We start from the raw sequence: 23,640 nt of genomic DNA on the forward strand, positions 1-23,640 counted from the left end.
GTCAGAGCAGCGGCGGCGGGGCCGAGGCCTCGCGCAGCGCGCGCTCCACCGTGGACTGCACGAGGGCGGAGAGGAACCCGCCGGCATTCTCGACGCCGATCTCCGACAGCCGAGCCGTGGACTGCGCGATGATCGAGCGTGAGAACTCGGTCGCGGTCTGGATCGCGTCCGCGTAGGCTGCGCGATCCGCCTCCGCGATGACCACCGGCTCGCAGCCCATCTCGACGGCGAGCGCCTGCGCGATCGGCAGCACGGCTGCCGGGGCGGTCACGGCGGCGTAGCCCGCCTGAAGCTGTCGCAGATCGATCGACGTCCCCGTGAACGTGATCGCGGGATGCACCGCCAACGGGATCGCCCCGCGCTCCGCGGCCGAGCGCAGCACCTCGATCCCGTACGCCGGGTCGGTGTGCAGCACCAGCTGACCGATCTGCCAGCCGCCGACCTCGGCGATGCCCGCTACGAGTCCGGGCAGCTGGTCGTGCGGCACGGCCAGCACGACCAGCTCGCTGCGGCGCACGACGTCGAGAGGTTCGAGGACCGGGACGTCCGGGAGCACCGCCGACGCACGGTCGTCATCCGAGCCGGTCGTGATGCCGGTCACGGCATGCCCGGCGCCCGCCAGCGCGGCCCCGATCACGGGCCCGACACGTCCGGCGCCGATGATGCCGACGCCGAGACGCCCATCACGCGTGGTCGGGTCAGTCACGAGGCGGAGCAGGAGGAACGGACGGAGGAGCCGCAGTCGGCGCGGACGGCGGAGCCGCAGGCGGTGATGGCGGAGCTGGCGGCGCAGACGGCATGGAGGAGGGAGGCGGCGGCGCAGAGTCCTCCGACCACGCAGGCGGCGCGAGCGGCGCGGGCGGAGCGGGCAGCCCCGCATCCGCTTCCCCGGCATCCGGTGTCACACTCGCCGCGTACTGCCCCCAACGATGCGAGTGATCGACCTCAGCCGCAGCGGCAGCCGCAGCCGTCACACCGTCGATCAGGAAGCGCGCGTCCGGCAACTCGAGTCCGGCCAGGTAACCGGTGATGGCCCCCTGCACGGAGTGGATCTGCGCCCCCGAGACGCGCTGCGCGCGGTCGATGGGCCCCTGCGAGAGCGAGACGCCCTGCAGGCGGGCGAGCGGGAAGATCGCGAGCTTGCGCCATACGATCCCGCGCCGCAGCAGCAGGCCGAAATCGGTCAGGTAATACCCCTGCCGCTTCCACGACAACGGGCGCCGCCACCACGCGCGGCGCGGCATCCGCACATAGGGATCGCCGTCGATCGGGCCGAGGATCCCGTGGTCCCAGACGACGGGGAGATCGGCGGCCGGGGCGTCGGGCAGGATCAGCCCCAGCACGCGCTCGACATCGGCGCGCTTGCCCACCGGAAGCACGACGTTGAACTGCTGAGCGGAACCGGACTGCTGCTGCGCCGCGCTCTTGCCGCTCATGCGGTTGATGCGGACCGTCCACCATCCGAACGGACGCCACAGCAGCGACTGCGTCACCTCGACCGCGAAGATGCGCCCGGGAGGCAGGGTCTCGGTCACGGTGGTGAGCAGGCCGTATGTGATGCGCACACCGTCCGGAGTCGGCGCGATCGAATAGCGCAGCGACTTCGAGATCTGCGCCCAGGTGATACCGATCACGGCGATCACGAGCGGGATGCCCATGCCGAGCCCGAGGCCGAGGCCGATCACGCTGCCCAGCGGCTCGCCATCGAGCAGCGACCCGATGAGGATCCCGCCGATCGCGACGAGGAAGATCAGCCCGAAGAACACGATCCACAGGACGCTCGAGATGAGCTGCGACCCCACCAGGCGACCGGTGGGGATCTTGACGACGCTCTCGGGTTCGACGTCGGCGAGGTCGACTCCGGAGATCAGGTCGTTGACCCCGTCGTTCATGGTGCCGACGAGCTGTGCACGAGCCGAACCGGGGGCGGCGGGACCCGCGGCCCCGGGGGCCACCGCCCCGGCATCGACGGACGATGCACCCCCGCGCGCCCCCCCGGTCGCGGACTGCCGTGCTGCACGAGCGCCCGAGGCGAGGCGCAGGATGTCGGCACGCACCGACTCGGCTCGCGGCGTCGCCAGATACTCGAGCTCGACGTTCGAGTCGTTCCCGGCGCCGACGACCTCGAGCTTCGCGAGACCGATGATGCGCGCGGGGAACGGGCGTGTGAGGTTCACACCCTGCACGCGATCGAGCGGCGCGCGACGATGCGAGCGGAAGATGATGCCCTTGCGCACCTCGACATGGTCGCCCGTGATGCGGAACTGCTGGAAGCGCCAGACGAACCAGAAGATCCCGACGAGCACCACGGCGAGCGCGAGCACGCCCAGCAGCACCACGAGGATCAGGTTGTTCGCGAGCACCCACTCGACGGGGTCACCGCCGTACTGGTCGTAGTGTGCCTCCTCGGGAGTGAAGAGGTCGACGAACCAGGCGATGAGACGATCCCGCAGGTTCGCGATCGCGATACCGGCGACGATGATGAGCGCCAGCCCGCCCTTGAAGAGCGGGGTGAGCGGATGCATCCGATGCCAGTCGCCGTCGGCGAGAGTCGACGACTCCCCCGAAGGACGCGGCGACGTGGCCACAGTGGGCGGCGGCAGCTGCGGCTCGCTCACAGGCCGGTCCGGCGGGTCTCGGCGACCTCGATCAGGGTGTCCCGGAGCGTCTCGGCCGCGCCCTGCGTGAGACCGGGGATCTGCACACCGGTCGTGGCTGCGGCCGTGACCATCTTGAGCTGGGTGACGCCGAACGCGCGGTCGAGCGGTCCCTGCGTGATGTCGACGAGCTGCATGCGACCGTAGGGCACGGCAATCATGCGCTGCCACAGGATGCCCTTGCGGAACACGATGTCGTCGTCGCGCAGCATGTATCCGATCGCACGCGCCTGCCGCGGGAGGATCACGAGCGTGATGAGCACCACCACGGCGATCGCGCCCGCCGGGATCCACGCCCAGGTCTGATGCAGCACCATCGCGAGGACCACGGCGACCGCGGCGACGAACACGAGGAAGAGAAGGTTCTGGACGATCTGCGACACCACGTAGCGCGGCGAGATCTGGTGCCAGGTGCCGTCGAGTTCCAGACGCGCATCGCTGCGCACGGTGCGGAGCTGCGCGTACGTGCCCTGGTCGAGGGCGCCGAGGTCAGTGACCTCCGCCGAGTTCAGCGGGGCCGGGGTCGTCGGCTCGGTCTCTGGGTTCTGAGTCATCAGGATCCTTCGGCAGGGTGCAGAACTGTTCGGCGATGAGCGCGGCGACCACGAGCACGATCGCGCTCCCGATCAGCGCCAGCATCGCCACAGTCGACCCTACCGGGGGATCGATGGGGCGGGACAGGAGGAACACCAGGAGACCCGCGCCGACGCCCGCCATGATCGCGCCCAGGAGGCTGGAGGCGCGGGCGAGCGTCACCGCGCGCGTGGCGCGGAAGGGATCGATGCGGATGCCGGAGCGCACGCTCGCACGCACCGGCCACGCCACCGCGAACGACGCGGCGCCGATCAACAGCAGCAGGAGCGGCAGCAGCAGCGAGGGCGTGAAAGTGACGCGGCCGGTCGCCGTCAGCACATGGTCGAGCAGATAGCCCGCTCCGCCCCCGAGCAGCGCCAGCACGACCAGGAGGCCGATCGAGGTGCGGCGCATCAGTCGCCCCGACCGTCCCGGTCGTTCGTGTCGCGCAGGGCCGCCGCGAGGTCGGCGACGCGGCCATGTCCCGGGAGCACGGCGTCGCGATCGAGGTCGAGCCACGGGTCGAGCACGAACAGTCTCTCTGCCGCGCGGGGATGCGGGAGCAGCATCCGCTCGTCGTCGGAGGTCTCGTCGCCGTAGGCGATCAGGTCGAGATCGAGTGTTCGATCGCCCCAGCGCACGCGGCGCTCGCGGCCGTGCTCCTGCTCGATCGCGTGCAGCATGCCCAGAAGCACCGACGGCGCGAGGCGGGTCGTCACGATCGCGACGGCGTTGACGTACCCGGGCGCATCCGGCTCGGGGCCGTCGAGCGTGAGGGCCACGGTCTCGTGCAGCGGAGACAGGCGCACCTCCGACACGAGGGGCAGCCGGGCGATGCGGGCGGCAGCCTCGCGGATCGTCTCCTCGCGGTCCCCGAGGTTCGCTCCGAAGGCGACGACCGCCTGGGTGTCCTCTCGGCCGGGATGAGGTCCGGGCAGCTGCGGAGGCTGGGCGAGGTTGCGGCTCATGAGGAGAACTCCACGGCGGTGTAGGGCTGCGCGCGGTGCACGGTGACTGCGACGTCCGAGAACGTGAGGGCGATCGGAGCGTGCGGCTTGTGCACCGTCACGGTGACGGAGTGCACGCGCTGGTCGTCGAGGGCGACATCGGCGATGCGCTGCGCCAGGGTCTCGATGAGGTTCACCGGCTCCCCCGCCACCACGGCCGCCACCTTCTCGGCGAGCTCCCCGTAGTGCACGGTGTCGACCACGTCGTCGGATGCCGCGGCATCGCGCAACGGCATCCGCAGGGTCAGATCGATCGTGAACTCCTGCCCGTTCGCGCGCTCGTGATCGTAGACGCCGTGGCGACCGAACACCGTGAGTCCGGTGAGCACGATCTCGTCGAGGAAGTCCATTGTCTAACCCTCCCAGGCATGGGCGATCACGATGGCGTCGCGCGTCGCCGCGACGTCGTGCACGCGCACGGCCCACACCCCGGCCCGCACGGCCAGGGCGCTGGTGACCGCGGTCGCGAGGTCGCGGCGCTTCTCGGTGACGGTGGCGGGATCGGCGTCGAGCGTCTCGGCGAGGAACCGCTTGCGAGAGGTTCCGATCAGCACGCGGGGCCCGAGCGCGACGATCTCGTCGAGGCCCGAGAGCACTCCCCAGTTCTGGCCGCCCCGCTTGGAGAATCCGATGCCGGGATCGACGATCAGCCGCGACGGCGCGATGCCGGCTGCCGCGGCCTCGCCCATCCGTGCCTTCAGCTCGCCCGCGACCTCGCGCGCGGCGCGCCGGTACTGGGCGTGCGCGTACATGTCGTCGGAGAAATCGCGCCAGTGGCCGATCGCGTAGTCCGCGCCCGACGCCGCGACGGCAGCGCGCATCTCGGGGTCGGCGAGGCCGCCGGAGACGTCGTTGACGATGCGCGCGCCCGCGCGCACTGCGGCGTCGGCCGTCGCGGCGTTGAGGGTGTCGATGCTGACGGGAGCACCGGCCGCGACGAGCTGTTCGATCACGGGGAGCACGCGCTGCTGCTCGATCTTGGGTCCCACCCGCTCCGCCCCCGGTCGGGTGGACTCTCCGCCGACGTCGAGCACCGTGGCGCCCTCCTCGCGCAGGCGCAGCCCGTGGGCGACCGCCCGATCGACGTCCAGATAGCGTCCGCCGTCGCTGAACGAGTCCGGCGTCACGTTGACGATGCCCCAGATCGCGGTCATGCGTGCAGGCCTCCCGGCGATGCACCGATCAGCGCGATGAGCTCGGCCCTCGCAGCGGTGTCGGTGTACTCCCCGCGCGCGGCGATCGTGAGCGTCGACGCCTCGGGCTGGCGCCCGCCGCGCATCGTGACGCATCCGTGGCTCGCGTCGAGCACGACGAGCACCCCGCGGGTGTCGAGGCTCTCGGCGATCGTGTCGGCGATCTGCTCGCCCAAGCGCTCCTGCACCTGCGGTCTGGTCGCGAGGGTCTCCACGACGCGGACGAGCGCACCGAGGCCGACGACCTGCTCTCCCGGGAGGTAGGCGATGTGTGCGCGTCCGGCGAAGGGCAGCAGGTGGTGTTCGCACACCGATCGGAAGCGGATGTCGCGCAGCAGCACCGCGCCGGAGGGAAGGGTGTCCGGGGCAGGGCCGCGAGAGACGCTGATCGTGTGCGCGAGGGGTGCCGCGGCATCCTCGCCCACTCCGGCGAAGAACTCGGAGTACAGCTCCGCCATGCGCGACGGCGTCTGGCGCAGACCCGGCCGGTCCGGGTCCTCCCCGATCGCCTCGAGGAGCTCACGGGTGAGCCGCTCGACGCGCGCGCGGTCGACCGCCACGATCAGGCCGTCGCGGGTCGGGCCTGACCGGCTCCCGCCGCTCCGGGCTGCGTGCGCGGGGCGACCTGCGGCTCCTCGACGGAGGCCGCGACCGGGATGACCTTCTTGGGGACCTCGATCGGCGGCTGCTCTGAGACGGGGCGCTCGTCGCTGGAGAGCCAGAGGGGGCGCTCGGGCAGCTTCTTGACCTCGGAGAAGATCTCGGCGATCTGGTTGTGGTCGAGGGTCTCCTCCTCGAGCAGGGCGAGAGCGAGCCGATCGAGGATCTCGCGGTTGTCGCTGATGACCTCGTACGCCTCGTTGTGAGCCTGCTCGATCAGCGCGCGCACCTCCGTGTCGACACGCTCGGCGATCGTCTCGGAGTACTCGCGGCCACGACCCATGTCCCGACCGGCGAACGGCTCGCCGCCCTCGGAGCCCAGCTTGACGGGGCCGAGCTCGGTCGTCATGCCGTACTCGAGCACCATCTTGCGGGCGATCGAGGTCGCCTTCTCGATGTCGTTCGACGCACCGGTCGTCGGGTCGTGGAACACGATCTCCTCGGCCACGCGGCCGCCCATGGCGTAGGCGAGCTGGTCCTGCAGCTCGTTGCGGGTGACGGAGTACTTGTCGTCGAGCGGCAGCACCATCGTGTAGCCGAGCGCCTTGCCTCGCGGCAGGATCGTGATCTTGGTCACGGGATCGGTGTAGTTCATGGCCGCCGCGGCGAGCGCGTGCCCGCCCTCGTGGTAGGCGGTGATGAGCTTCTCGCGGTCCTTCATGACGCGCGTGCGCCGCTGGGGACCTGCGATGACCCGGTCGATCGCCTCGTCGAGCGCACGGTTGTCGACGAGCTGGGCGTTCGAGCGTGCCGTGAGCAGGGCGGCCTCGTTGAGCACGTTCGCGAGGTCGGCGCCGGTGAAGCCGGGGGTCTTGCGCGCGACGACCTCGAGGTCGACGCTCTTCGACAGGGGCTTGCCCTTGCTGTGCACCTCGAGGATCTTCTGACGGCCCTTGAGGTCGGGCGCGTCGACGCCGATCTGCCGATCGAAGCGACCGGGGCGCAGGAGGGCGGGGTCCAGGATGTCGGGACGGTTCGTCGCCGCGATCACGATGACGTTCGCGTTGGGGTCGAAGCCGTCCATCTCGACGAGCATCTGGTTGAGGGTCTGCTCGCGCTCGTCGTTGCCGCCGCCCATGCCGGCGCCGCGGTGACGTCCGACGGCGTCGATCTCGTCGATGAAGATGATCGCCGGGGCGTTCTCCTTGGCCTGCGTGAACAGGTCGCGCACGCGGGAGGCGCCGACACCGACGAACATCTCGACGAAGTCCGAGCCGGAGATCGAGTAGAAGGGTGCTCCGGCCTCGCCGGCGACGGCGCGGGCGAGCAGCGTCTTGCCGGTTCCGGGAGGGCCGTACAGCAGCACGCCCTTCGGGATGCGCGCGCCGATGGCCTGGAACTTCGCCGGATCCTGCAGGAACTCCTTGATCTCGTGGAGCTCCTCGATCGCCTCGTCGGCACCCGCGACGTCCGCGAAGGTGACGGTCGGCGTCTCCTTGCTGACGAGCTTGGCCTTGGACTTGCCGAACTGCATGACCTTGCCGCCGCCGCCCTGCATCGACGAGAGCAGCCACCAGAACAGCAGTCCGAGCAGCACGAGCGGGAGGAGGAGCGAGAGGATGCCGTCGAACCAGGATGCACGCGGCACGCTGTCGTTGAAGCCGTCCTTGGGATCGGCGGCATTGATCGCCGTCACGACCTCGTCGGCGCGGGCCTCGACGTAGTAGAACTGGACGTTCTCGGAGCCCTCGAACGGCTTGGAGAGCGTCATGTCCACGCGCTGGTCGCCGTCGGTGGTCACGACCTCGGTCACGGTCTCGCCCTTGAGGAGCTCGAGCCCCTCCTGGGTCGTGATCTGCTTCGGCGCGCCGAGGTTCGAGATCAGCAGGAATCCGCCGAACAGCAGCAGACCGATCAGGGCGACGTAGATCAGCGGGTTCCGCGTGAGCTTCTTGACATCCATGGTCGGATCAGCGTATCGCGCACGGGCTAGGGGACCGCTGTGCGTTCACCCACGGCGTACCCGTCCCCGGCCCGCTCCCCACCCCGTCTATTTCTGCCGTTTGACGCAAAGCGGCGTCCGGTTTGCGCCAAACGGCAGAAATAGACGGGTTTGAGGGTCAGGATCAGGAGTACACGTGCGGGGCGAGCACCGCCACGTCGCGCAGGTTGCGGTAGCGCTCGGCGTAGTCGAGCCCGTAGCCGACGACGAACTCGACGGGGATGTCGAACCCGACGTACTTGCAGTCGATCTCGACCTTCGCCGCCTCGGGCTTGCGCAGCAGCGCGAGCACCTCGATCGACTCGGCGCCTCGCGACTCGAAGTTCTCGAGCAGCCAGCTGAGGGTCAGACCCGAGTCGATGATGTCCTCGACGATCAGCACGTGCTTGCCGTGCAGGTCGGTGTCGAGGTCCTTGCGGATCTGCACGACGCCGCTGGACTTCGTGCTGGCTCCGTAGCTCGACACCGCCATCCAGTCCATCGGCGCGTGGAACGGCAGGGCTCGGGCGAAGTCGGCCATCACCATGACCGCGCCCTTGAGCACGCCGACGAGGACGAGGTCCTTGCCCGCGTAGTCCTCCGCCACCCGGGCGGCGAGCTCGTCGAGCTTCGCGACGATCTCCTCCTCGGTGACGAGGATCTGTGCAAGGTCGTCCTGGATCTCCGCGGCGCGCATGGATCGATTTTAGGCGACGCGATCGGATGCTCTCGCCTCCGGAACCCAGGATCGCTCCCCGCCGCGCGGGACCGCGCACTACTGTGAGCGGTGAGAGGGGCGGTCGCGCCCACCGACGGAAGGAATCCCATGGCTCTCGACGACATCCTGAAGCAGGTCCCGATCGACGACATCGCCGCAAAGCTGGGTGTCTCGACCGACGAGGCGAAGGCCGCGGTCGAGCAGGGCGGCGCGGTGCTTCTCGGCGGGCTCGCGAAGAACGCCTCGACCTCCGAGGGGTCGTCGGCGATCGAGAACGCGCTGAAACGACACGAGGGCACGGGCGGCGCGGCGAAGGTCGACGACATCGACCAGGCCGACGGCGGCAAGATCGTCTCGCACATCCTCGGCTCCGATGAGAAGGAGGTCACCCAGAAGCTCACGGAGTCGAAGGCGACCGCGGGCATCGACTTCGGCAAGCTGCTCCCGATCCTCGCCCCGATCGTCATGGGGCTCATCGCGAACGCGAACAAGGGCAAGCAGTCGGATGCCGGTCAGGCGCAGTCCGGCGGCGGCATCGGCGACGTGATCGGCGGCCTTCTGGGCGGTGGGGACTCGAAGTCGGGCGGCGGCATCGGCGACCTGCTCGGCGGAGTCCTCGGCGGCGGTTCGAACTCCGGCGGCGGCATCGGCGACCTGCTCGGCGGCCTGTTCGGCGGAAAGAAGTAGCACGGACGGAGCGCGTTTCGTCTCGCTCGCTGCGCTCCCTCGCTCAACGACCGAGAAACACCCGTTCGTCGAGCTAGCGAAGCGAGACGAAACGCGCCACGACCGAGAAGAACCCGTTCGTTGAGCGAGCGAAGCGAGACGAAACGCGCCACGACCCGCGGGGTCCCGAGAGTCGGCACGTGCCGACGCCCGCAGGGCCTCAGCGCGCCGTGAAGACGATGCGTCCGCCGAGTCGGGCGGCGGAGCATCCGGGCAGGTCGATCGGGCCCTGACCCGCCCACTCGGTCGCCAGCCGCGCGACCTCGAGCGTCTGCACCCGTGTCAGACTCGCACCGAACTCGCTGTCGACCACGAGGCGGATGATGCGGTTGCGCAGAGCGGCCGGATTCGCGGCGAGGGCCGCCGCGCTGACCGAGATGCCCGCCTCGGCGTGCTCGACGATGTCCTCGATCGTCTCGTGGATCATCTCGTCGAACGCCTCGGCATCCTCGCGCAGCTGCTCGGCCGTCCGCGCGAGCGCCTCGGCGACGCCGGGCCCCATCTCGGCCTCGAGCACCGGCAGCACCCGCTCTCGGACGCGCACCCGGGCGAAGCGGTCGTCGAGGTTGTGCGGGTCGTCCCACACCGCGAGATCGGATGCCGCGCAGAAGGCCCGCGTGGTCGCGCGACGCACTCCCAGCAGCGGCCGGACCCACCGCAGACCGTCGTCGTCCTCGCGCGAGGGTGCCATCCCCTGCAGGCTCGTCGCTCCGGCGCCGCGCGCGAGTCCGAGCAGCACGGTCTCGGCCTGGTCGTCGAGCGTGTGCCCGAGGAGCACGGCAGCCGCGCCGTCCGCGGCTCGTCGCAGGGCGTCATAGCGTGCCGCACGCGCCGCAGCCTCGGGGCCGTCGGCGCCGCGTCCGACCTCCACCGTGGCGACACGTGCGTTCAGGCCGAGGCCTGCGGCGATCTGCGCGGCGCGCTGCGCCACGGCATCCGATCCCTCCTGCAGTCCGTGGTCGACGGTCAGGGTCTCGACCCGCAGGCCGATCTTCGGCGCCTCGAAGGCGGTCGCCGCGGCGACCGCAAGCGAGTCGGCGCCCCCGGAGAGCGCGACGACGACGGTCGACTCGGCGGGCAGGTCGGCGAGCGCGGTGCGCACGGCCAGACGGATCTCGGCGATGGCGGGAGGGAGCGAGGGCACGCCTCCACGCTAGATCACGGCACCCGCCTCTCGCGCAGTGGCGTCGATGCGTCCTAGTCTGGCGCCGTGGCAGAAGACTCCTCCCGGTTCCGACCCGAGCGATTCAAGGCATTCGTCGACGCAGTCGTCGCGATCGCGATGACGCTCCTGATCCTGCCCCTCATGGAGGCCGTCACGGAGGCGGCGAAAGGCACACTGACGACGGCAGAGTTCTTCTCCGAGCATTCGGGACAGCTGCTGAGCTTCGTGCTCAGCTTCGTGCTGATCGCGACCTTCTGGATCGGCCACCACAACCAGTACCGCGACGTCGAGTGGATGACCGGGCCGCTGCTGTGGATCAACATCGCCTGGATGCTGACGATCGTGTGGCTGCCCGTGCCCACGGCGATGATCGGCCAGATGGACACGGATGCGCTGCAGACCGTCGTGTACATCGGCACCCTGATCCTCACGCAGGTCACGACCCTGGCCGCGTGGCTGTATCTGCAGCGCAACCCGGAGCTCACCGCAGCGACGCCGTCGACCCTGCGGGCGGGGGTGATCGGCGACCTGTCGGCCATCGTCCTGTTCGCGCTCGCCCTCGCGATCGCGTTGCTGCTCCCCGACCACAGCTACGCCGGCCTGTTCCTGCTGCTCGCCACGGGGCTGGTCACCCGGGTGCTGAACCGGGTCGCGGCACGGCGCGAAGCGCACGGGTAGGCTGGTCGGCGGCATCCACCCGTCATTTCTGAGGAGCACACGCATGGGCGCACACGACGCCGTCATCGAGATCCCGCGCGGCAGCCGCGTGAAGTACGAGGTCGACCACGAGACCGGGCGAGTGCACCTCGACCGCGTGCTCTACACGACCTTCGGCTACCCCGCCGACTACGGCTACTTCGACAACACGCTCGGCGAGGACGGCGACCCGCTCGACGTGCTCGTGCTGCTCGACCACGCCATCTACCCGGGCGTCGTCGTCGAGGTGCGCCCCGTCGCCGTGCTCAAGATGAGCGACGAGGCCGGCGGCGACGACAAGCTCGTGGCCGTGCTGTCGAAGGATCCGCGCTGGGCGCACATCCAGGACATCGACGACATCGCCGAGTACACGAAGAAGGAGATCGCGCACTTCTTCGAGCACTACAAGGACCTCGAGCCCAACAAGTGGGTCAAGGTCGACGAGTGGGGGAACGCCGCCGAGGCGCAGCGCATCCTCGACGAGGCGATCGTCCGTTTCGGCGAGCAGGGTCACTGACCTCACGCCGTCGGCATCGACGCAGAAGACCCCCGGATCCGCTCAGCGGCCGGGGGTCTTGTGCGTGTTCGTCGGGCGATCAGACCGAGATGCCTCGTGCGGCAAGGAACTCGATCGGGTTCGTGTACGCCCCGTTGAGGTAGACCTCGAAGTGCAGGTGACATCCGACGGATGCTCCGGTGTTGCCGGCGTAGGCGATGACCTGTCCCGAGCTCACGGACTGCCCGCGGCGCACCGCGAAGCCGCCGTCGCGAATGTGCGCGTACCCGCTGGCGACACCGCCGCCGTGCTGGATGCGGATGTAGTTGCCGTAGTTGCCGTTGGGGCCCGCGTAGTCGACGGTGCCCGACTGAGCCGCGTAGATCGCCGCGCCGCACCCGTTGGCGAGGTCGACTCCGTAGTGCCACCCCGAGCATGCGGCGCAGGGCTTGGGCCGGGGGCCGTAGCCCGCGCTCCGATGCCCGCCGTGCGGACGCACCCAGCCGCCCGTACCGGCGCTCCCGCCGGTGCCTCCGCCACCGCCACCGCCGCCGTTGTTGGCTGCGGCGGCTGCGGCTGCCGCCTCCGCGGCTTCGCGCTGCCGGCGCTGCTCCTCGGCGACGCGCACGCCCTCCTGGTACCCGGCGACCGTGGTGGCGGTCTGGTCCTTGAGCGCGGCGAGCTGAGCCTGCATGGTCGCGAGGTTGGTCGTCTGCTCGTCCAACGCAGCCTGCGCCGCGTCGGCGGCCTGTTGCGCGGCGACCATCTTCTGTTCGGCGACCTGCTGCAGACGGTCGCGCTCGGTCCTCGCGACGACGGCCTGGTCGCTCAGCGACTGGGCGGAGTTGCGCGCGGCCACCGCCTTGTCGTACATCGTCTGGTTGTACTGGTAGACCTTGTCCATCGAGCCGAGGCGCGAGAGCAGGTCGTCTGCGTTGTCGGCCGACCCCGAGAAGAAGAGTTCGAGGGCGGTGTCGTCGCCACCATTGCGGTACAGCTGCGCGGCGAGCTGCGCCGCCTTCTTCGTGGCCTCGTCGGCCACGACCGCCTGCGCGTCGGCCTGCGCCTGCAGGGCGTCCGCTGTCGCGATCGCGTCGAAGTAGGCCTGCTGCGCCTCGAAGTACTCCTGGCCCGCGGCCTCCGCCGCGGCCTGCGTCTCAGCGACCTTCTGCGTGAGGGAGTTGATGAGACCCTCGATGCGCGTGATCTCGGCGGCCTTCGCGGCCTCATTGCCCTTGGCGCGCTGCACGTCGTCCCAGCTTGGGTACGTGGCGGCGTACGCGGCGGAGGTCGAGGCGCCGATGCCGAAGGCACTGAGCGCGACGACGCCGAGGGCGCCCATGCCGAGCCCGAGCGCACCGCGGCGACTGAGCGGACCACGGGGCCACAGAGCGCGACTCTCGGCCGGCGTCGGAGCGCAGCCGCAGTCGTCGGATGCCGCGAGGGCAGCATCCTTCGTGGGGAGATTGTCGTTCACTCGGCCCCTTCCGCCGGTTTCACACTTGTCACAGTAACAACAACTTTCACATCCGCAACAGGGGTGAAGGCAGCGTTCTCGCGCTCGACCCTCCCCATCCTGACCCTGAACACGCCCGGGAGTCGGGCAGGCGCGCCCTCGATTCGCAATTTCGCCGACGCATCCCTTATGCTTGAGCGTCGGCAAGGAAGTCCCCCGGGACGAACCTTCGGCCCCATCGTTTAGCGGCCTAGGACGCCGCCCTTTCACGGCGGTAGCACGGGTTCGAATCCCGTTGGGGTCACTCCATCCGATACAATTGAAAACAAGTATGGCCCTGTAGCGCAGTTGGTTAGCGTGCCGCCCTGTCACGGCGGAGGTCGCGGGTTCAAGTCCCGTCAGGGTCGCTCTGAGCGATGGGTCCTTTTTTCGGAGAGGGCCTTTCGTCTAGATGCGACAGGTTCGCCGGTCGCACGGCTCTGTAGCTCAGTTGGTAGAGCGCACGACTGAAAATCGTGAGGTCACGGGATCGACGCCCGTCGGAGCCACACGGACCATCATTACAATGGCCCCAGAAACCCTCGCCTAGCTTCTACATGGCGGGGGTTTTGCTTTGCCCTGGGGCCTCAGCCCGCGTCGAGGACCTCGCGCAGTCGCGCGGCGAACGCCTCCGGCTGCCCCGCGTAGCCGAACTCGCCGCCCATGAAACCGCCGTGGTGGCTGGGGAAGACCGTCGCCTCCTGACCGAGCCTCTCCGCGAGCGCGAGCGAGGTGCGTCCCGTGTACACCTGCAGGGACTCCTCCCCCACCGCGACGACGATGCGCGTCGGCGCTGCTGTCAGCGCCTCGATGTCGGGGGAATAGAGCGGCACGGCCCAGGACCGCTCCGACAGCAGCGGGTCGTCGCGGCTCCCGTCGTCCTCCGACGGCATGCCGAACGCCGCGGGGTCGGGCAGCGGCCGGGCCAGGAACTCGTCCGTGATCTCGCCTTCCCACGACGTCATGGCGACGAACGCCGCCATCCCGGAGCCCCAGCCCCGCTCCTGATACGCGCGGGTGTACGCGATGCGCGCCTGATGCACGAGCTCGGCATCCGGAAGCACCGCGTCGATCGGCGGCTCGTGGGCGACCAGCGTCGCCACGTCTCGCGGGTGGGCGGTCATGAGCGCGAGCGCGGTGACAGCACCGCCACTGCTGGCGAGCATGTCGACCGGCCCGGAGCCGAGCTCCTCGATGAGCGCGTGCACGTCCGCCGCCTGCGTGACGGGATCGTTCTCGACCTCGCCGTCGGTGCGGATGCTGCGCCCGAGCCCGCGCGGATCGTAGGTCACGACGGTGCGGTCGGGGAACAGCGCGACCTGCGCCTGGAACCCGCTTGCATCCATGGGCTGGCCGATCATGAGCAGCGGCGGCCGTCCGTCGGCCGTCGGCAGCGGTCCGTGGACGTCGTAGACGAGGGCCACCCCGGGCAAGTCGAGGGTGTTCGTGGTCATGCCGGCCTCCTCCGTCGCGGGCGCCCCCGTGGATCGTACGTCGAAGTCCCGACGCTCCACCAGTGCCGGGACGGGGCGACGCGCGCGTTGATGTCGGGCGCTGGCGGTGCGTCCGCGAACGGCGTCAGCTGCGGTCGCTCGCCTTCACCGCATCGAGCCCTGCGATCAACGCGCTCACGATGCGCCTCCCTCGCTCGCCTGCCTCGTCCAGTCGATCGATTCCCGCTTCCAACACGAATCGGGGGATGTCCGAGGCCCGGAAGCGCGAGGCGAGATCATCAGCATCCGCTTCAGCGAGCATGCTCCGCATGTCCTGCCCGAGAAGATGGGCGGAAACGAGGTCGGGGTCCCCGTCATAGCGATCGGACAGTTCGCTGTCCGGATCCCAGACGCGATCGCCGACGGATTCGGAGTGCGCGTACCAGGAGAGCACGACGCCCATGTCCTTCGCGTCCTTCCATACGCCGCGACTCGATCGATCGGTCCACGCGCGGAGCTTCAGGATCGCGTAGCCGACAGGAGTCGCGATACGCATCCGGATGCCGCGTTCGACCAGCATGATCTCTGCCGACTCCTCGAAGACCCTGTCGAAACCGAAGACGACGAGGTCGCCGTTCACCGCGCGCGGGCGAGTGACTCCCCGAGGGTCCTCGACGGCCTCCCCGAAGGGCATCACATCGACGGGTATCCCCGCGATCATGTAGCGGATCCCGTTCCCGCCCGTCGCGGTGAAGGCGCCCTCTACGCGTTCGAAGGCCCGCCAGTCGGAGAGAACGAGTCCGAGATCCACATCGTGTGTATCCGTCACGCCGGGCAGCTCGGTGAACCCGAGCGCCTGATGGAGAACGTTCCGACAGTGCGCGCCGACGAGCATGATCTGCCGGGGACCGATCGCTGCCTTCTCTTCGAGCTCCTGCACGACGAGGCCCACGTCGTCGAGGAGATGCGGATCAACGTTCTCGAAGTTCAGTGTTCTCTCCCCTGAGCTCCGCAGCGGCCTCGCGCTGACGCGCATCACCCGACGCCAGGAGGTCGGCGTACACGAGCAGCGGCGGTGCCTTCTGAAGACGACCGCCGTCCGCCGCGGACGACTCCGCCGGTCGCTTCCAGAAGACGTCCCGGAGGAACACGTTCGGCTCGGTCGACCGCGCCGTCCATCGCCCCGCCGCGGCTGCCTCACGCGGGACCTCGTCGCAATACAGCGTCCAGGTGGCGTGATGCCTGATCCACGGCGCGGCTGCTTCTCCGCTCACGTACACGGCGGGCCCCTCTGCGGCGAGCGCATCCGGATCGAACGTCCCGCGGAAGGCGCGCGTCCCCTCGGGCGAGCCGAGTCCGCCTGGAAAGGATGCCGTCCATCCGTCGATGAGACCTGCCGTGTCCGCCAGACGACGCCCCGTGCGTCCGCGGTCGAGGCGGTGCAGGTAGTTCGCGGCCTCGAAGTCGGCCAGGGTCTTCTGCGCGAAGCCGACCGACACGCGAGCAGCATCAGCGATCTCACGCAGCTTCGCGGTGACGAGGTGCGGCCAGCTGATCAACGCGAAAGCCACCTGCGCCCGCTTCGGGCTGAAGAGATTGGACGTTGCTACTCGTTCACGATGGTAAGCAGCGACAGGATCCCCGCTCCGGCCTCGAACATCTACGAGCACATCGCCGAATGCGATGAAGGCGTTGCCGTTCGCATCGAGGTAGTTGATGCCGAGGTCGCGCATGCGATCGGCGTTGCGGGGTGTGATCCTCGCGCCCAGGACGAGCAGCGGATGACCTGCCCATCGCTCGTTCGCGAAGTCGGGAAGGCTCATGTGCGGGCTCATCAGGGCCAGGTAGCTGCCAGACTGACTCCCGCGTCGCAGCGTGGCGAGGGTCTTCTCCTCACCCTCTGCGAGTGGGCGAAGACCGTGCACCCGCAGTCCGACATCCGACAGACGATCGCCGAGCGCATCGATGAGGTCTCCCTGCATGTCCCTCCTCGGAATTATCCTCGCTGCGAAATTACTCTCTGAGAATAATTGTTGCGCGAGGAAAAAACCAGCGCCGGTTCGCAGCGCCGTCGTCCACGCCTCGATACGCTCGATGCATGATCGAGACGCTCACCGGATTCGCCGTGGTGGGAGTCGCGATCGCACTGGGGTGGGTCATCGGCCGCATCGACCTCCTCGGGCCGCACGCGCGCCACGTGCTCGGGCGCCTGATCTTCTTCGTGCTCTCCCCGTTCCTCCTCTTCACGGTGCTCGCCCAGGCGGACGCGAAGATGCTGTTCTCCTCGCTGCTCCCGGTCTCGGCGATCGCGGCGGTCGCCGTGATCGCCCTGTACGCGCTGGTCGCGAAGCTGTGGTGGAAACGCCCGGCGGGCGAGACGGTGATCGGCGCTCTCGCGGCAGGCCAGGTGAACTCCAACAACATCGGCATCCCCCTGTCGCTCTACCTTCTCGGCAGCGCCGCCTACCCCGCACCCGTCGTGCTGATGCAGCTGCTGGTCTTCACACCGATCTCACTGTCGATCCTGGATGCCGTCACGAGCGACTCCGTCTCGATCGCGCGCACGCTGCGACGCACCGCGACGAATCCGGTCATCATCGGCTCGCTGCTCGGCACCCTCGTGTCGGTCTTCGACATCACCCTTCCTCCGATCGTGATGGACCCCGCGCAGCTCATCGCGGATGCCGCGGTGCCGGTGCTCCTCATCAGCTACGGCATCTCCCTGCACGGCCAGCGTGTGCTCGGCGCACCGGGGCACCGCCGCGACGTCGTGCTCGCGACCACTCTCAAGCTGGTCGCCATGCCCGTGATCGCCTGGGCCGTCGCCGAGTTCGCGTTCGGCCTCAGCTCCTCCGAGGTGCTGATCGTCGTGATCCTCGCGGCGCTCCCCACCGCGCAGAACGTCTTCAACTACTCGCAGCGCTATGACGTGGGCGAGTCGATCTCGCGCGACACCGTGTTCCTCACGACACTCGGCTGTCTTCCCGTGCTGGTGCTGATCATGGTGCTGCTCGGCTGAACCCGACGGTCACGTAGGTTGGTGCACGTGGACAACCCGCTCGTGATCGGCGCCGTGATCGTGATCATCATCGTGGTGGCGATGCTCGCACCGCGCTGGATCCGCCGATCCGCAGGCTCCCGCGGACGACGCGCGGGTCGGCGCTTCGAAGAGGACCGCGTGCTCGAGATCCTCGAGGACCTCGGTGCGACCGTCGTCCTGCACGCGACGCCCGACTCGGCGCGATCGATCGTCGACGACGCGGTGCGCCGCGATCCTCGGCGGTTCACCGTGCTCGACGACGGCTCCTACGGCATCCGCTTCCTCGAACCCGACGACGCGGTCGCACGCCTCGTCGGCACGCCGGACGGGATGCGCCTCCAGGTCGAGCGTTTCGGGGAGCACCTGGGTCGCCCCAACACCAGCGCCTTCTGGAACGTCCTCCGCGCAGCCGTGCTCCGGGAAGCGGCCGCGCGCGGCATCGGGACGACGGTGCCGGATGCCCCGCAGCTGTTCGACCGTGTCGCCGGGGACTCCCCGATATGGGTGCTCGTCGACCCCACGTCCTGAGGTCGGCGTCACGAAGAGTCCGCCCTCCACATGGGGTGGGCGGATCACAGCCGACGCAACTAGGCTGTGCTGTGTCGTCGATGCGCCGTTCGGGCGCCCTCGACATCACGGCACCACGCCTCATCACAGTTCTCCCTCCCTGTGACACGCGCCGGAAAGGCTGACCATGAGTGAAACTCCCGACAACGACCGCACGCCGGACTTCTTCGACAAGCTGATCGAAGACGTTCCGCAGCAGCAGCAGCAGCAGTCGCCGCAGCAGGGCGGCTTCACCGCCTCGTTCCGCGGCTACGACAAGGCCGAGGTCGATGCGGCCCTCAGCGCTCTGCGCAACCAGCTGCAGCAGGCCAAGGCCGACCTCGCCGACGCCGAGGCCCGACACGAGGACGCCGTCGAATCGGTGCGCGACGAGGAGCGCAGCGCGCGCGAGGCCCTCGAGGCCGAGCTGACGGCGGCCAAGGCCCAGGCGGACGCCGCCGAGCAGCAGGTCACGACGCTCACGAACGAGCTCGTCGACGCCCCGCGCGCCGAGGGCAAGGACGCCCCCTCGCGCGAGCAGTTCGAGACGATCCTGCGCGTTGCCGAGGAGCAGGCCAACGTCCTGATCCAGAACGCCGCGGTCCAGGCCGACCGTCTCATGGCCGCCGCGCGCGAAGAGGTCACCGCGCAGCGCGCCGAGGCCGACGCCGACGTCGCGCGCATCATCGCGCAGGCCCAGCACGACGCGGACCAGGTGCGCCTCAAGATCGACACCGAGTACACGGCGCACGAGGCCACCCTCGAGCGCGAGGCCGCGCACGCCGCCGAGAAGGTTCACCAGGCGTCGCAGGAGGCCACGGCGATCCGCACCGAGGCCGAGAAGGGCGCCGCGGCGCTCCGCTCGCTCGTGACGCGCGAGACCACGCAGCTGCGCGCCGACGCCGAGCGCGAGGTGCGCGAGATGAACGCCCGCGTGCTCGAGTTCGAGGAGACGCTCACGCGCCGTCAGGATGACGCGCAGCAGGAGTTCCTCGTGCTGCACAACCAGGCCGTCGCGCACGCCGAGCGCATCACCACCGACGCGAACGAGCAGGTCGCGGCGTCGCTCGACCACGCGCAGCGCATCTCGGCCAAGGCCGACGACTACGAGCGGCTTATGCGCTCGCAGGCCCAGACGATCGAGGCGGACGCGCAGGTGCGCGCTCGGGACGCACTCGACCGCGCCCGCGTCAAGTCGCAGAAGATCGTCGACTCCGTCACCCAGCACACCTCGACCGTGCTGCGCGACGCCGAGGACCACGCGCGTCAGCTCCGCTGGCAGCAGCAGCAGCTCGCCAGCTTCATGGCCGAGGTTCGCGAACTGATCCGCCCCGACGGCATCTTCAGCGACGACCCCTCGGCGATCGCCGTCCCGAGCACCGACGACGAGGACGCCTCCCACGAGGCGGTCGAGGCCGAGCTCCTCGACGAGGCCTCCGAGACCCCCGAGCCGCGGGGCGACGAGGAGTTCCTCGGCGACGAGGCACTGGAGGACGAGGACACCGAGACGATCGACGGCAAGATCACGATCGAGGTCGTCGAGGCCGACGAGAAGGCCTCGCGCTGAGCAGCATCCTGCTCCGATGAGAGGGGCGCGAGCGGATCCACCGCTCGCGCCCCTCTCCGTCTGCATGGCATCCCCCGATCGGTGGATGCCGGTGTCCGCCGCTCCATGGCTACCGCGAGAGCCGCCGCACGGGCACGCTGGAGTCATGACAGACAGCAGCGTGATCGAGGTCCGTGATCTCCGCAAGTCGTACGGCGGGTTCACCGCGGTCGACGGCATCACCTTCGACATCCGCCGTGGCGAGACCTTCGCCCTGCTCGGTCCGAACGGCGCCGGCAAGTCCACGACGATCGAGATCCTCGAGGGGTACCGCCACCGCACCTCCGGAGAGGTCCGGGTGCTGGGCGTCGACCCGCAGCACGGAGGACTCGAGTGGAAGGCGCGGCTCGGCATCGTGCTGCAGTCCGCCGGCGAGGCCGGAAGCTTCACGGTGCGCGAGCTCCTCACCGAGTTCGCGGGCTACTACCCGCACCCCCGCGACGTCGACGAGGTGATCGCCGCCGTCGGTCTGGAGCAGAAGCAGCGCACTCGGGCCGGTCGGCTCTCCGGCGGCCAGCAGCGCCGCCTCGACGTCGCGCTCGGCATCATCGGGCGGCCCGAACTGCTCTTCCTCGACGAGCCGACCACGGGCTTCGACCCCGAGGCGCGACGACAGTTCTGGGAGCTCATCCGCTCCCTGAAAGCCGAGGGCACGAGCATACTGCTCACGACCCACTATCTCGACGAGGCCGCACAGCTCGGTGACCGCGCCGCGGTGATCGTGGGCGGTCGGCTCGCGGCGATCGGCGCCGTCGACGAGATCGGCGGCGCCGATGCGCGCACGCCGATGGTGCGCTGGAGGGACGCCGCCGGCGCCGTGCACGAGGAGCGCACGTCCGCGCCGGGGACGCTCGTCGCCGAGCTCCATCGCATCGACGGCGAGCCCCGTGATCTCGAGATCGTCCGCCCCACCCTCGAGGACGTCTACCTCGACCTGATCCGCGAGCACGGAGCCGCCGACGAGCGGGCACTCGCCGAGGCGAAGGAGCAGTCATGACCGCCGCGACCCCTCAGACCTCGACCTTCGACCCCGCGCGCACCGTGCGCCTCGGCATCCGTCGCATCGGCTTCGAGCTGCGCCAGTACTTCCGTGCGGGCGACCAGGTGTTCTTCACCTTCCTCTTCCCGACGGTGATGTACCTGATCTTCGCGACGATCTTCACGGGCAACATCGGACAGGGACCGGATGCCGTCAGCATGGCCACCTACTACCTGCCCGGCCTCGTCGCGGGCGGCATCCTGCTCTCCGGCGTGCAGGGGCTGTCGATCGAGATCGCGGTCGAGAAGAGCGACGGAACGCTCAAGCGCCTCGGCAGCACGCCGATCTCTCCCGTCACGTACTTCCTCGGCAAGATCGGGCAGGTGTTCGTGACGGCGATCCTGCAGATCGGGCTGCTCATGGCGGTCGCCGTCGTCCTGTACCGGGTGGATCTGCCGACCGACGCCGAGGCGTGGGGGCGGTTCGCGTGGGTGTTCGTGCTGGGCCTGCTGTGCTGCAGCCTGCTGGGCATCGCCCTGTCGGCCGTCCCCCGCTCGGGCAAGACCGCATCGGCCGTGGTGATCCCGGTGGTGCTGCTGCTGCAGTTCGTGTCGGGCGTCTACATCGCGTTCTCGACTCTCCCGGAGTGGCTGCAGAACGTCTCGGCCGCGTTCCCCCTGAAATGGATCGCGCAGGGTATGCGCGCAGCGCTCCTGCCGGACTCGTTCCGGGCTGCGGAACAGGGCGGCGAATGGCAGCTCGGTCTCGTGGCGCTCGCGATCGCGGCGTGGCTGATCATCGGGGCCGTGCTCAGTCGGGCCACGTTCCGATGGATCCGTCGCGACGGATGAGCGAGCGGCGTCGGCAGGCGGGACCCGTGGAAGAGTGGGACCTATGAGTCGCGGCATCCGCAGAGAGCGCCTCGGGTGGGACATCGCCGCGAGCGCCTTGCTCATGGCGGTGTCGGCTCTGACGTTCGCGCTGCCGGAGCGGTTTCCCGGCGCACGGTGGGTGCTGATCGGGATCGCGGTCGCGGTGTTCCTCGTCTACGCGCTCGGCGCCCGTCCGTACGTCGGCATCAACGAGGGCGTCCAGGACCCGTCGCCGATGACGTCCGCGCTGCTGCAGGTGTCGCTCGTCGCGCTGCTGGCCCTCGGCGTCCTCCTCGAGCCGAACATGCTGATCCTGCAGACCCTCGTTCTGCCTCTCCTGTGGATGACGTCGTGCACCACGCGACAGTCGATCCTCGTGACGATCGGCAACGGGATCGTACTCACGCTCGCGTACTCCGCGTGGGGCGGGTTCCGGACGGACGCGATCGTCGCCGGAGCGCTGACCTGCGGTCTGTCCACGGCGTTCAGCCTCGCGCTGGGCTTGTGGATCACCCGCATCGCCGAATGGGGCGTGCAGCGCCAGCGCCTTCTGGCCGAGCTCACCGCCGCTCAGGCCGGGCTCGAGACGGCGAGTCGCGAGGCCGGGGCGATGGCCGAGCGGGCGCGGTTGGCCCGCGACGTGCACGACACGATCGCGCAGAGTCTCACCAGCATCGTGATGCTCGCCGAGCGCGCGCGGGTCGACGGCTCGCCCGCGGCCCTCGGGCTGATCGAGGATGCTGCGCGCGACGCGCTGCTGGAGGCCCGGGCGCTCGTCGCGGAGACCTCGCCTGCGCCAGCGGCCGATTCGCTGTCGGAGGCGCTGCGCCGTCTGGCCGAGCGCCTCACGCGGGAGACCGGGGTGCGGGTCACTGTGAGAGCGTCGGATGCCGCGCTGTCGCGGGATGTCCAGGTGGTCCTGCTCCGCTGCGCGCAGGAGGGACTCGCCAACGTGCGCAAGCACTCCGGTGCCGCCTCGGCCACGATCGATCTCACGGTCGACGATCAGGCCCGTCTCCGTCTGCGGGACGACGGCCGCGGGCTCGGCGGCGTCTCGATTGACGACGACCTCGGGTTCGGACTGGCCGGCATGCGCGACCGCGTCGCCCTGGTCGGAGGCACGCTCGCCGTGGCCGACGGCGCTGACGGCGGTACCGCTCTGACCGTCGACGTGCCCCTGGCCCCCGTCGCTCCCGCCGCTCCAGCCCTCTCCCAGGAGGTGTCATGATCCGCGTGATCGTCGCCGACGACCATCCGATCGTCCGCTCCGGCATCGTCGGGCTGCTCGACCTCGACCCGGGGCTGGAGGTCATCGCAGAAGCCGGCGACGGCGCCGAAGCCGTCGCGCTGGCCGCGAAGCTGCGACCGGACGTCGTGCTCATGGACCTTCGCATGCCGGGCGTCTCGGGCATCGAGGCGACGGCGCGACTGACCGCGCAGCTCCCGAGCGTGCGCGTGCTCGTCCTGACGACGTACGAGACCGACGACGACATCCTCGGCGCGATCGAGGCCGGGGCGAGCGGCTACCTGCTCAAGGCCTCGCCCCACGAGGAGATCGTGGCGGGCATCCGCTCGGTCGCCCAGGGCAACACCGTGCTCGCCCCCGCGATCGCCTCCACTCTGGTGACGCGAATGCGCGCGGAGCGCGACGATCGCCCGCAGCTCACCCCGCGCGAACTCGAGGTGCTGCGACTCGTCGCCGCAGGGCGCAGTAATCCCGAGATCGCCCGCGACCTGTTCATCGGCGAGGCCACGGTCAAGACGCACCTGATCCACGTGTTCGAGAAGCTCGGCGTCTCGGATCGTACCCGTGCGGTGACGCTGGCGCTGGAACTCGGGCTGCTCTGACGACGAGCG

The 23,640-nt window shown here is 69.7% G+C and carries 25 protein-coding genes and 3 tRNA genes; 13 read left to right on the plus strand and 15 right to left on the minus strand.

Translation table 11 applies throughout. From position 1 onward, the window contains the following. Window position 1: 1 nt before the first annotated feature. The 10 genes from AKH00_RS07080 to hpt all read right to left on the minus strand — a co-directional run bounded on the left by AKH00_RS07080 (window position 2) and on the right by hpt (window position 8,708). A complete protein-coding gene (locus AKH00_RS07080; RefSeq protein ID WP_050721919.1) occupies window positions 2-706 on the minus strand; it encodes a DUF2520 domain-containing protein in 705 nt (234 codons plus the stop codon). Further along, entirely contained in the window at window positions 699-2,618 is a 1,920-nt protein-coding gene (locus tag AKH00_RS07085; RefSeq protein ID WP_268768100.1) for a PH domain-containing protein, read from the minus strand. The genes AKH00_RS07080 and AKH00_RS07085 overlap by 8 nt, the downstream gene beginning before the upstream one ends. Next, window positions 2,615-3,211: a PH domain-containing protein gene (locus AKH00_RS07090; protein WP_050721920.1), complete on the minus strand. Its 597-nt coding sequence runs from the start codon at window positions 3,209-3,211 to the stop codon at window positions 2,615-2,617. Before AKH00_RS07090 ends, AKH00_RS07085 begins: the two co-directional genes overlap by 4 nt. Then, a complete protein-coding gene (locus AKH00_RS07095) occupies window positions 3,147-3,644 on the minus strand; it encodes a DUF3180 domain-containing protein (RefSeq protein WP_050721921.1) in 498 nt (165 codons plus the stop codon). The genes AKH00_RS07090 and AKH00_RS07095 overlap by 65 nt, the downstream gene beginning before the upstream one ends. Further along, complete coding sequence (folK, locus tag AKH00_RS07100; RefSeq protein WP_050721922.1) at window positions 3,644-4,198, minus strand: 2-amino-4-hydroxy-6-hydroxymethyldihydropteridine diphosphokinase; 555 nt, start codon at window positions 4,196-4,198, stop codon at window positions 3,644-3,646. Before folK ends, AKH00_RS07095 begins: the two co-directional genes overlap by 1 nt. Further along, a complete protein-coding gene (gene folB, locus AKH00_RS07105) occupies window positions 4,195-4,587 on the minus strand; it encodes a dihydroneopterin aldolase (RefSeq protein WP_050721923.1) in 393 nt (130 codons plus the stop codon). The genes folK and folB overlap by 4 nt, the downstream gene beginning before the upstream one ends. 3 nt (window positions 4,588-4,590) lie before the next feature. Further along, window positions 4,591-5,391, minus strand: a complete 801-nt coding sequence (gene folP / locus AKH00_RS07110; protein WP_050721924.1) for a dihydropteroate synthase — start codon at window positions 5,389-5,391, stop codon at window positions 4,591-4,593. Then, window positions 5,388-5,990 carry a GTP cyclohydrolase I gene (gene folE, locus AKH00_RS07115; protein ID WP_050721925.1) on the minus strand — a complete coding sequence of 201 codons (603 nt, stop codon included), beginning with the start codon at window positions 5,988-5,990 and terminating at the stop codon, window positions 5,388-5,390. Before folE ends, folP begins: the two co-directional genes overlap by 4 nt. Window positions 5,991-5,992: 2 nt before the next feature. After that, the gene (gene ftsH, locus AKH00_RS07120) at window positions 5,993-7,993 is read right to left on the minus strand and encodes an ATP-dependent zinc metalloprotease FtsH (protein ID WP_050721926.1); all 2,001 of its coding nucleotides are present in this window, start codon (window positions 7,991-7,993) and stop codon (window positions 5,993-5,995) included. A 163-nt stretch (window positions 7,994-8,156) separates the two neighbouring features. Next, window positions 8,157-8,708, minus strand: coding sequence for a hypoxanthine phosphoribosyltransferase (hpt, locus tag AKH00_RS07125; RefSeq protein WP_050721927.1), 552 nt, complete (start codon window positions 8,706-8,708; stop codon window positions 8,157-8,159). A 129-nt stretch (window positions 8,709-8,837) separates the two neighbouring features. Here hpt and AKH00_RS18380 point away from each other — a divergent pair, with 129 nt between their 5' ends. Then, a complete protein-coding gene (locus tag AKH00_RS18380; RefSeq protein ID WP_050721928.1) occupies window positions 8,838-9,416 on the plus strand; it encodes a DUF937 domain-containing protein in 579 nt (192 codons plus the stop codon). A gap of 199 nt (window positions 9,417-9,615) precedes the next feature. Here the strand turns inward: AKH00_RS18380 and tilS are convergent, their stop codons facing one another. Then, window positions 9,616-10,599, minus strand: a complete 984-nt coding sequence (gene tilS, locus AKH00_RS07135) for a tRNA lysidine(34) synthetase TilS (protein WP_050721929.1) — start codon at window positions 10,597-10,599, stop codon at window positions 9,616-9,618. A gap of 66 nt (window positions 10,600-10,665) precedes the next feature. Here tilS and AKH00_RS07140 point away from each other — a divergent pair, with 66 nt between their 5' ends. Both AKH00_RS07140 and AKH00_RS07145 read left to right on the plus strand, forming a co-directional pair. Beyond that, window positions 10,666-11,298, plus strand: a complete 633-nt coding sequence (locus AKH00_RS07140) for a TMEM175 family protein (RefSeq protein WP_050721930.1) — start codon at window positions 10,666-10,668, stop codon at window positions 11,296-11,298. A 43-nt stretch (window positions 11,299-11,341) separates the two neighbouring features. Beyond that, window positions 11,342-11,833, plus strand: a complete 492-nt coding sequence (locus tag AKH00_RS07145; RefSeq protein WP_017204665.1) for an inorganic diphosphatase — start codon at window positions 11,342-11,344, stop codon at window positions 11,831-11,833. A 79-nt stretch (window positions 11,834-11,912) separates the two neighbouring features. On the opposite strand, the gene AKH00_RS07150 is transcribed toward AKH00_RS07145, so the two are convergent. Further along, a complete protein-coding gene (locus tag AKH00_RS07150) occupies window positions 11,913-13,289 on the minus strand; it encodes a M23 family metallopeptidase (RefSeq protein ID WP_050721931.1) in 1,377 nt (458 codons plus the stop codon). 210 nt (window positions 13,290-13,499) lie between these two features. Between AKH00_RS07150 and AKH00_RS07155 the strand changes: the two genes are divergently transcribed. The 3 genes from AKH00_RS07155 (at window position 13,500) to AKH00_RS07165 (ending at window position 13,816) form a co-directional block, all read left to right on the plus strand. Continuing rightward, window positions 13,500-13,572 (plus strand) — tRNA-Glu (locus tag AKH00_RS07155). Between the two features lie 29 nt (window positions 13,573-13,601). Further along, window positions 13,602-13,675 (plus strand) — tRNA-Asp (locus AKH00_RS07160). A 68-nt stretch (window positions 13,676-13,743) separates the two neighbouring features. Beyond that, window positions 13,744-13,816, plus strand: a tRNA-Phe gene (locus AKH00_RS07165). 78 nt (window positions 13,817-13,894) lie between these two features. Here the strand turns inward: AKH00_RS07165 and AKH00_RS07170 are convergent. From AKH00_RS07170 to AKH00_RS07180, 3 genes are all read right to left on the minus strand, one after another. Then, window positions 13,895-14,761 carry an alpha/beta fold hydrolase gene (locus tag AKH00_RS07170; RefSeq protein WP_050721932.1) on the minus strand — a complete coding sequence of 289 codons (867 nt, stop codon included), beginning with the start codon at window positions 14,759-14,761 and terminating at the stop codon, window positions 13,895-13,897. A 124-nt stretch (window positions 14,762-14,885) separates the two neighbouring features. Further along, window positions 14,886-15,692, minus strand: coding sequence for a hypothetical protein (locus tag AKH00_RS07175; protein ID WP_050721933.1), 807 nt, complete (start codon window positions 15,690-15,692; stop codon window positions 14,886-14,888). 19 nt (window positions 15,693-15,711) lie between these two features. Continuing rightward, window positions 15,712-16,722 carry a type IV toxin-antitoxin system AbiEi family antitoxin gene (locus AKH00_RS07180; RefSeq protein ID WP_050721934.1) on the minus strand — a complete coding sequence of 337 codons (1,011 nt, stop codon included), beginning with the start codon at window positions 16,720-16,722 and terminating at the stop codon, window positions 15,712-15,714. 116 nt (window positions 16,723-16,838) lie between these two features. On the opposite strand from AKH00_RS07180, the gene AKH00_RS07185 reads away from it, so the two are divergent. The 7 genes from AKH00_RS07185 to AKH00_RS07215 all read left to right on the plus strand — a co-directional run bounded on the left by AKH00_RS07185 (window position 16,839) and on the right by AKH00_RS07215 (window position 23,631). Next, window positions 16,839-17,759: an AEC family transporter gene (locus AKH00_RS07185; protein WP_050721935.1), complete on the plus strand. Its 921-nt coding sequence runs from the start codon at window positions 16,839-16,841 to the stop codon at window positions 17,757-17,759. Between the two features lie 27 nt (window positions 17,760-17,786). Further along, a complete protein-coding gene (locus tag AKH00_RS07190; RefSeq protein ID WP_050721936.1) occupies window positions 17,787-18,308 on the plus strand; it encodes a hypothetical protein in 522 nt (173 codons plus the stop codon). Window positions 18,309-18,474: 166 nt separating this feature from the next. Continuing rightward, entirely contained in the window at window positions 18,475-19,893 is a 1,419-nt protein-coding gene (locus tag AKH00_RS07195; protein ID WP_050721937.1) for a hypothetical protein, read from the plus strand. Window positions 19,894-20,038: 145 nt separating this feature from the next. Further along, window positions 20,039-20,929, plus strand: coding sequence for an ABC transporter ATP-binding protein (locus AKH00_RS07200; RefSeq protein ID WP_050721938.1), 891 nt, complete (start codon window positions 20,039-20,041; stop codon window positions 20,927-20,929). Beyond that, the gene (locus tag AKH00_RS07205) at window positions 20,926-21,762 is read left to right on the plus strand and encodes an ABC transporter permease (RefSeq protein WP_050721939.1); all 837 of its coding nucleotides are present in this window, start codon (window positions 20,926-20,928) and stop codon (window positions 21,760-21,762) included. The genes AKH00_RS07200 and AKH00_RS07205 overlap by 4 nt, the downstream gene beginning before the upstream one ends. A gap of 43 nt (window positions 21,763-21,805) precedes the next feature. Continuing rightward, complete coding sequence (locus AKH00_RS07210; RefSeq protein WP_050721940.1) at window positions 21,806-23,011, plus strand: sensor histidine kinase; 1,206 nt, start codon at window positions 21,806-21,808, stop codon at window positions 23,009-23,011. Continuing rightward, window positions 23,008-23,631 (plus strand): response regulator, encoded by a 624-nt coding sequence (locus AKH00_RS07215; protein WP_050721941.1) that lies wholly within the window; start codon window positions 23,008-23,010, stop codon window positions 23,629-23,631. The genes AKH00_RS07210 and AKH00_RS07215 overlap by 4 nt, the downstream gene beginning before the upstream one ends. The last annotated feature ends 9 nt before the right edge of the window (window positions 23,632-23,640 follow it).

This window comes from Microbacterium sp. GCS4 (assembly GCF_001262495.1).
Lineage (GTDB): Bacteria > Actinomycetota > Actinomycetes > Actinomycetales > Microbacteriaceae > Microbacterium.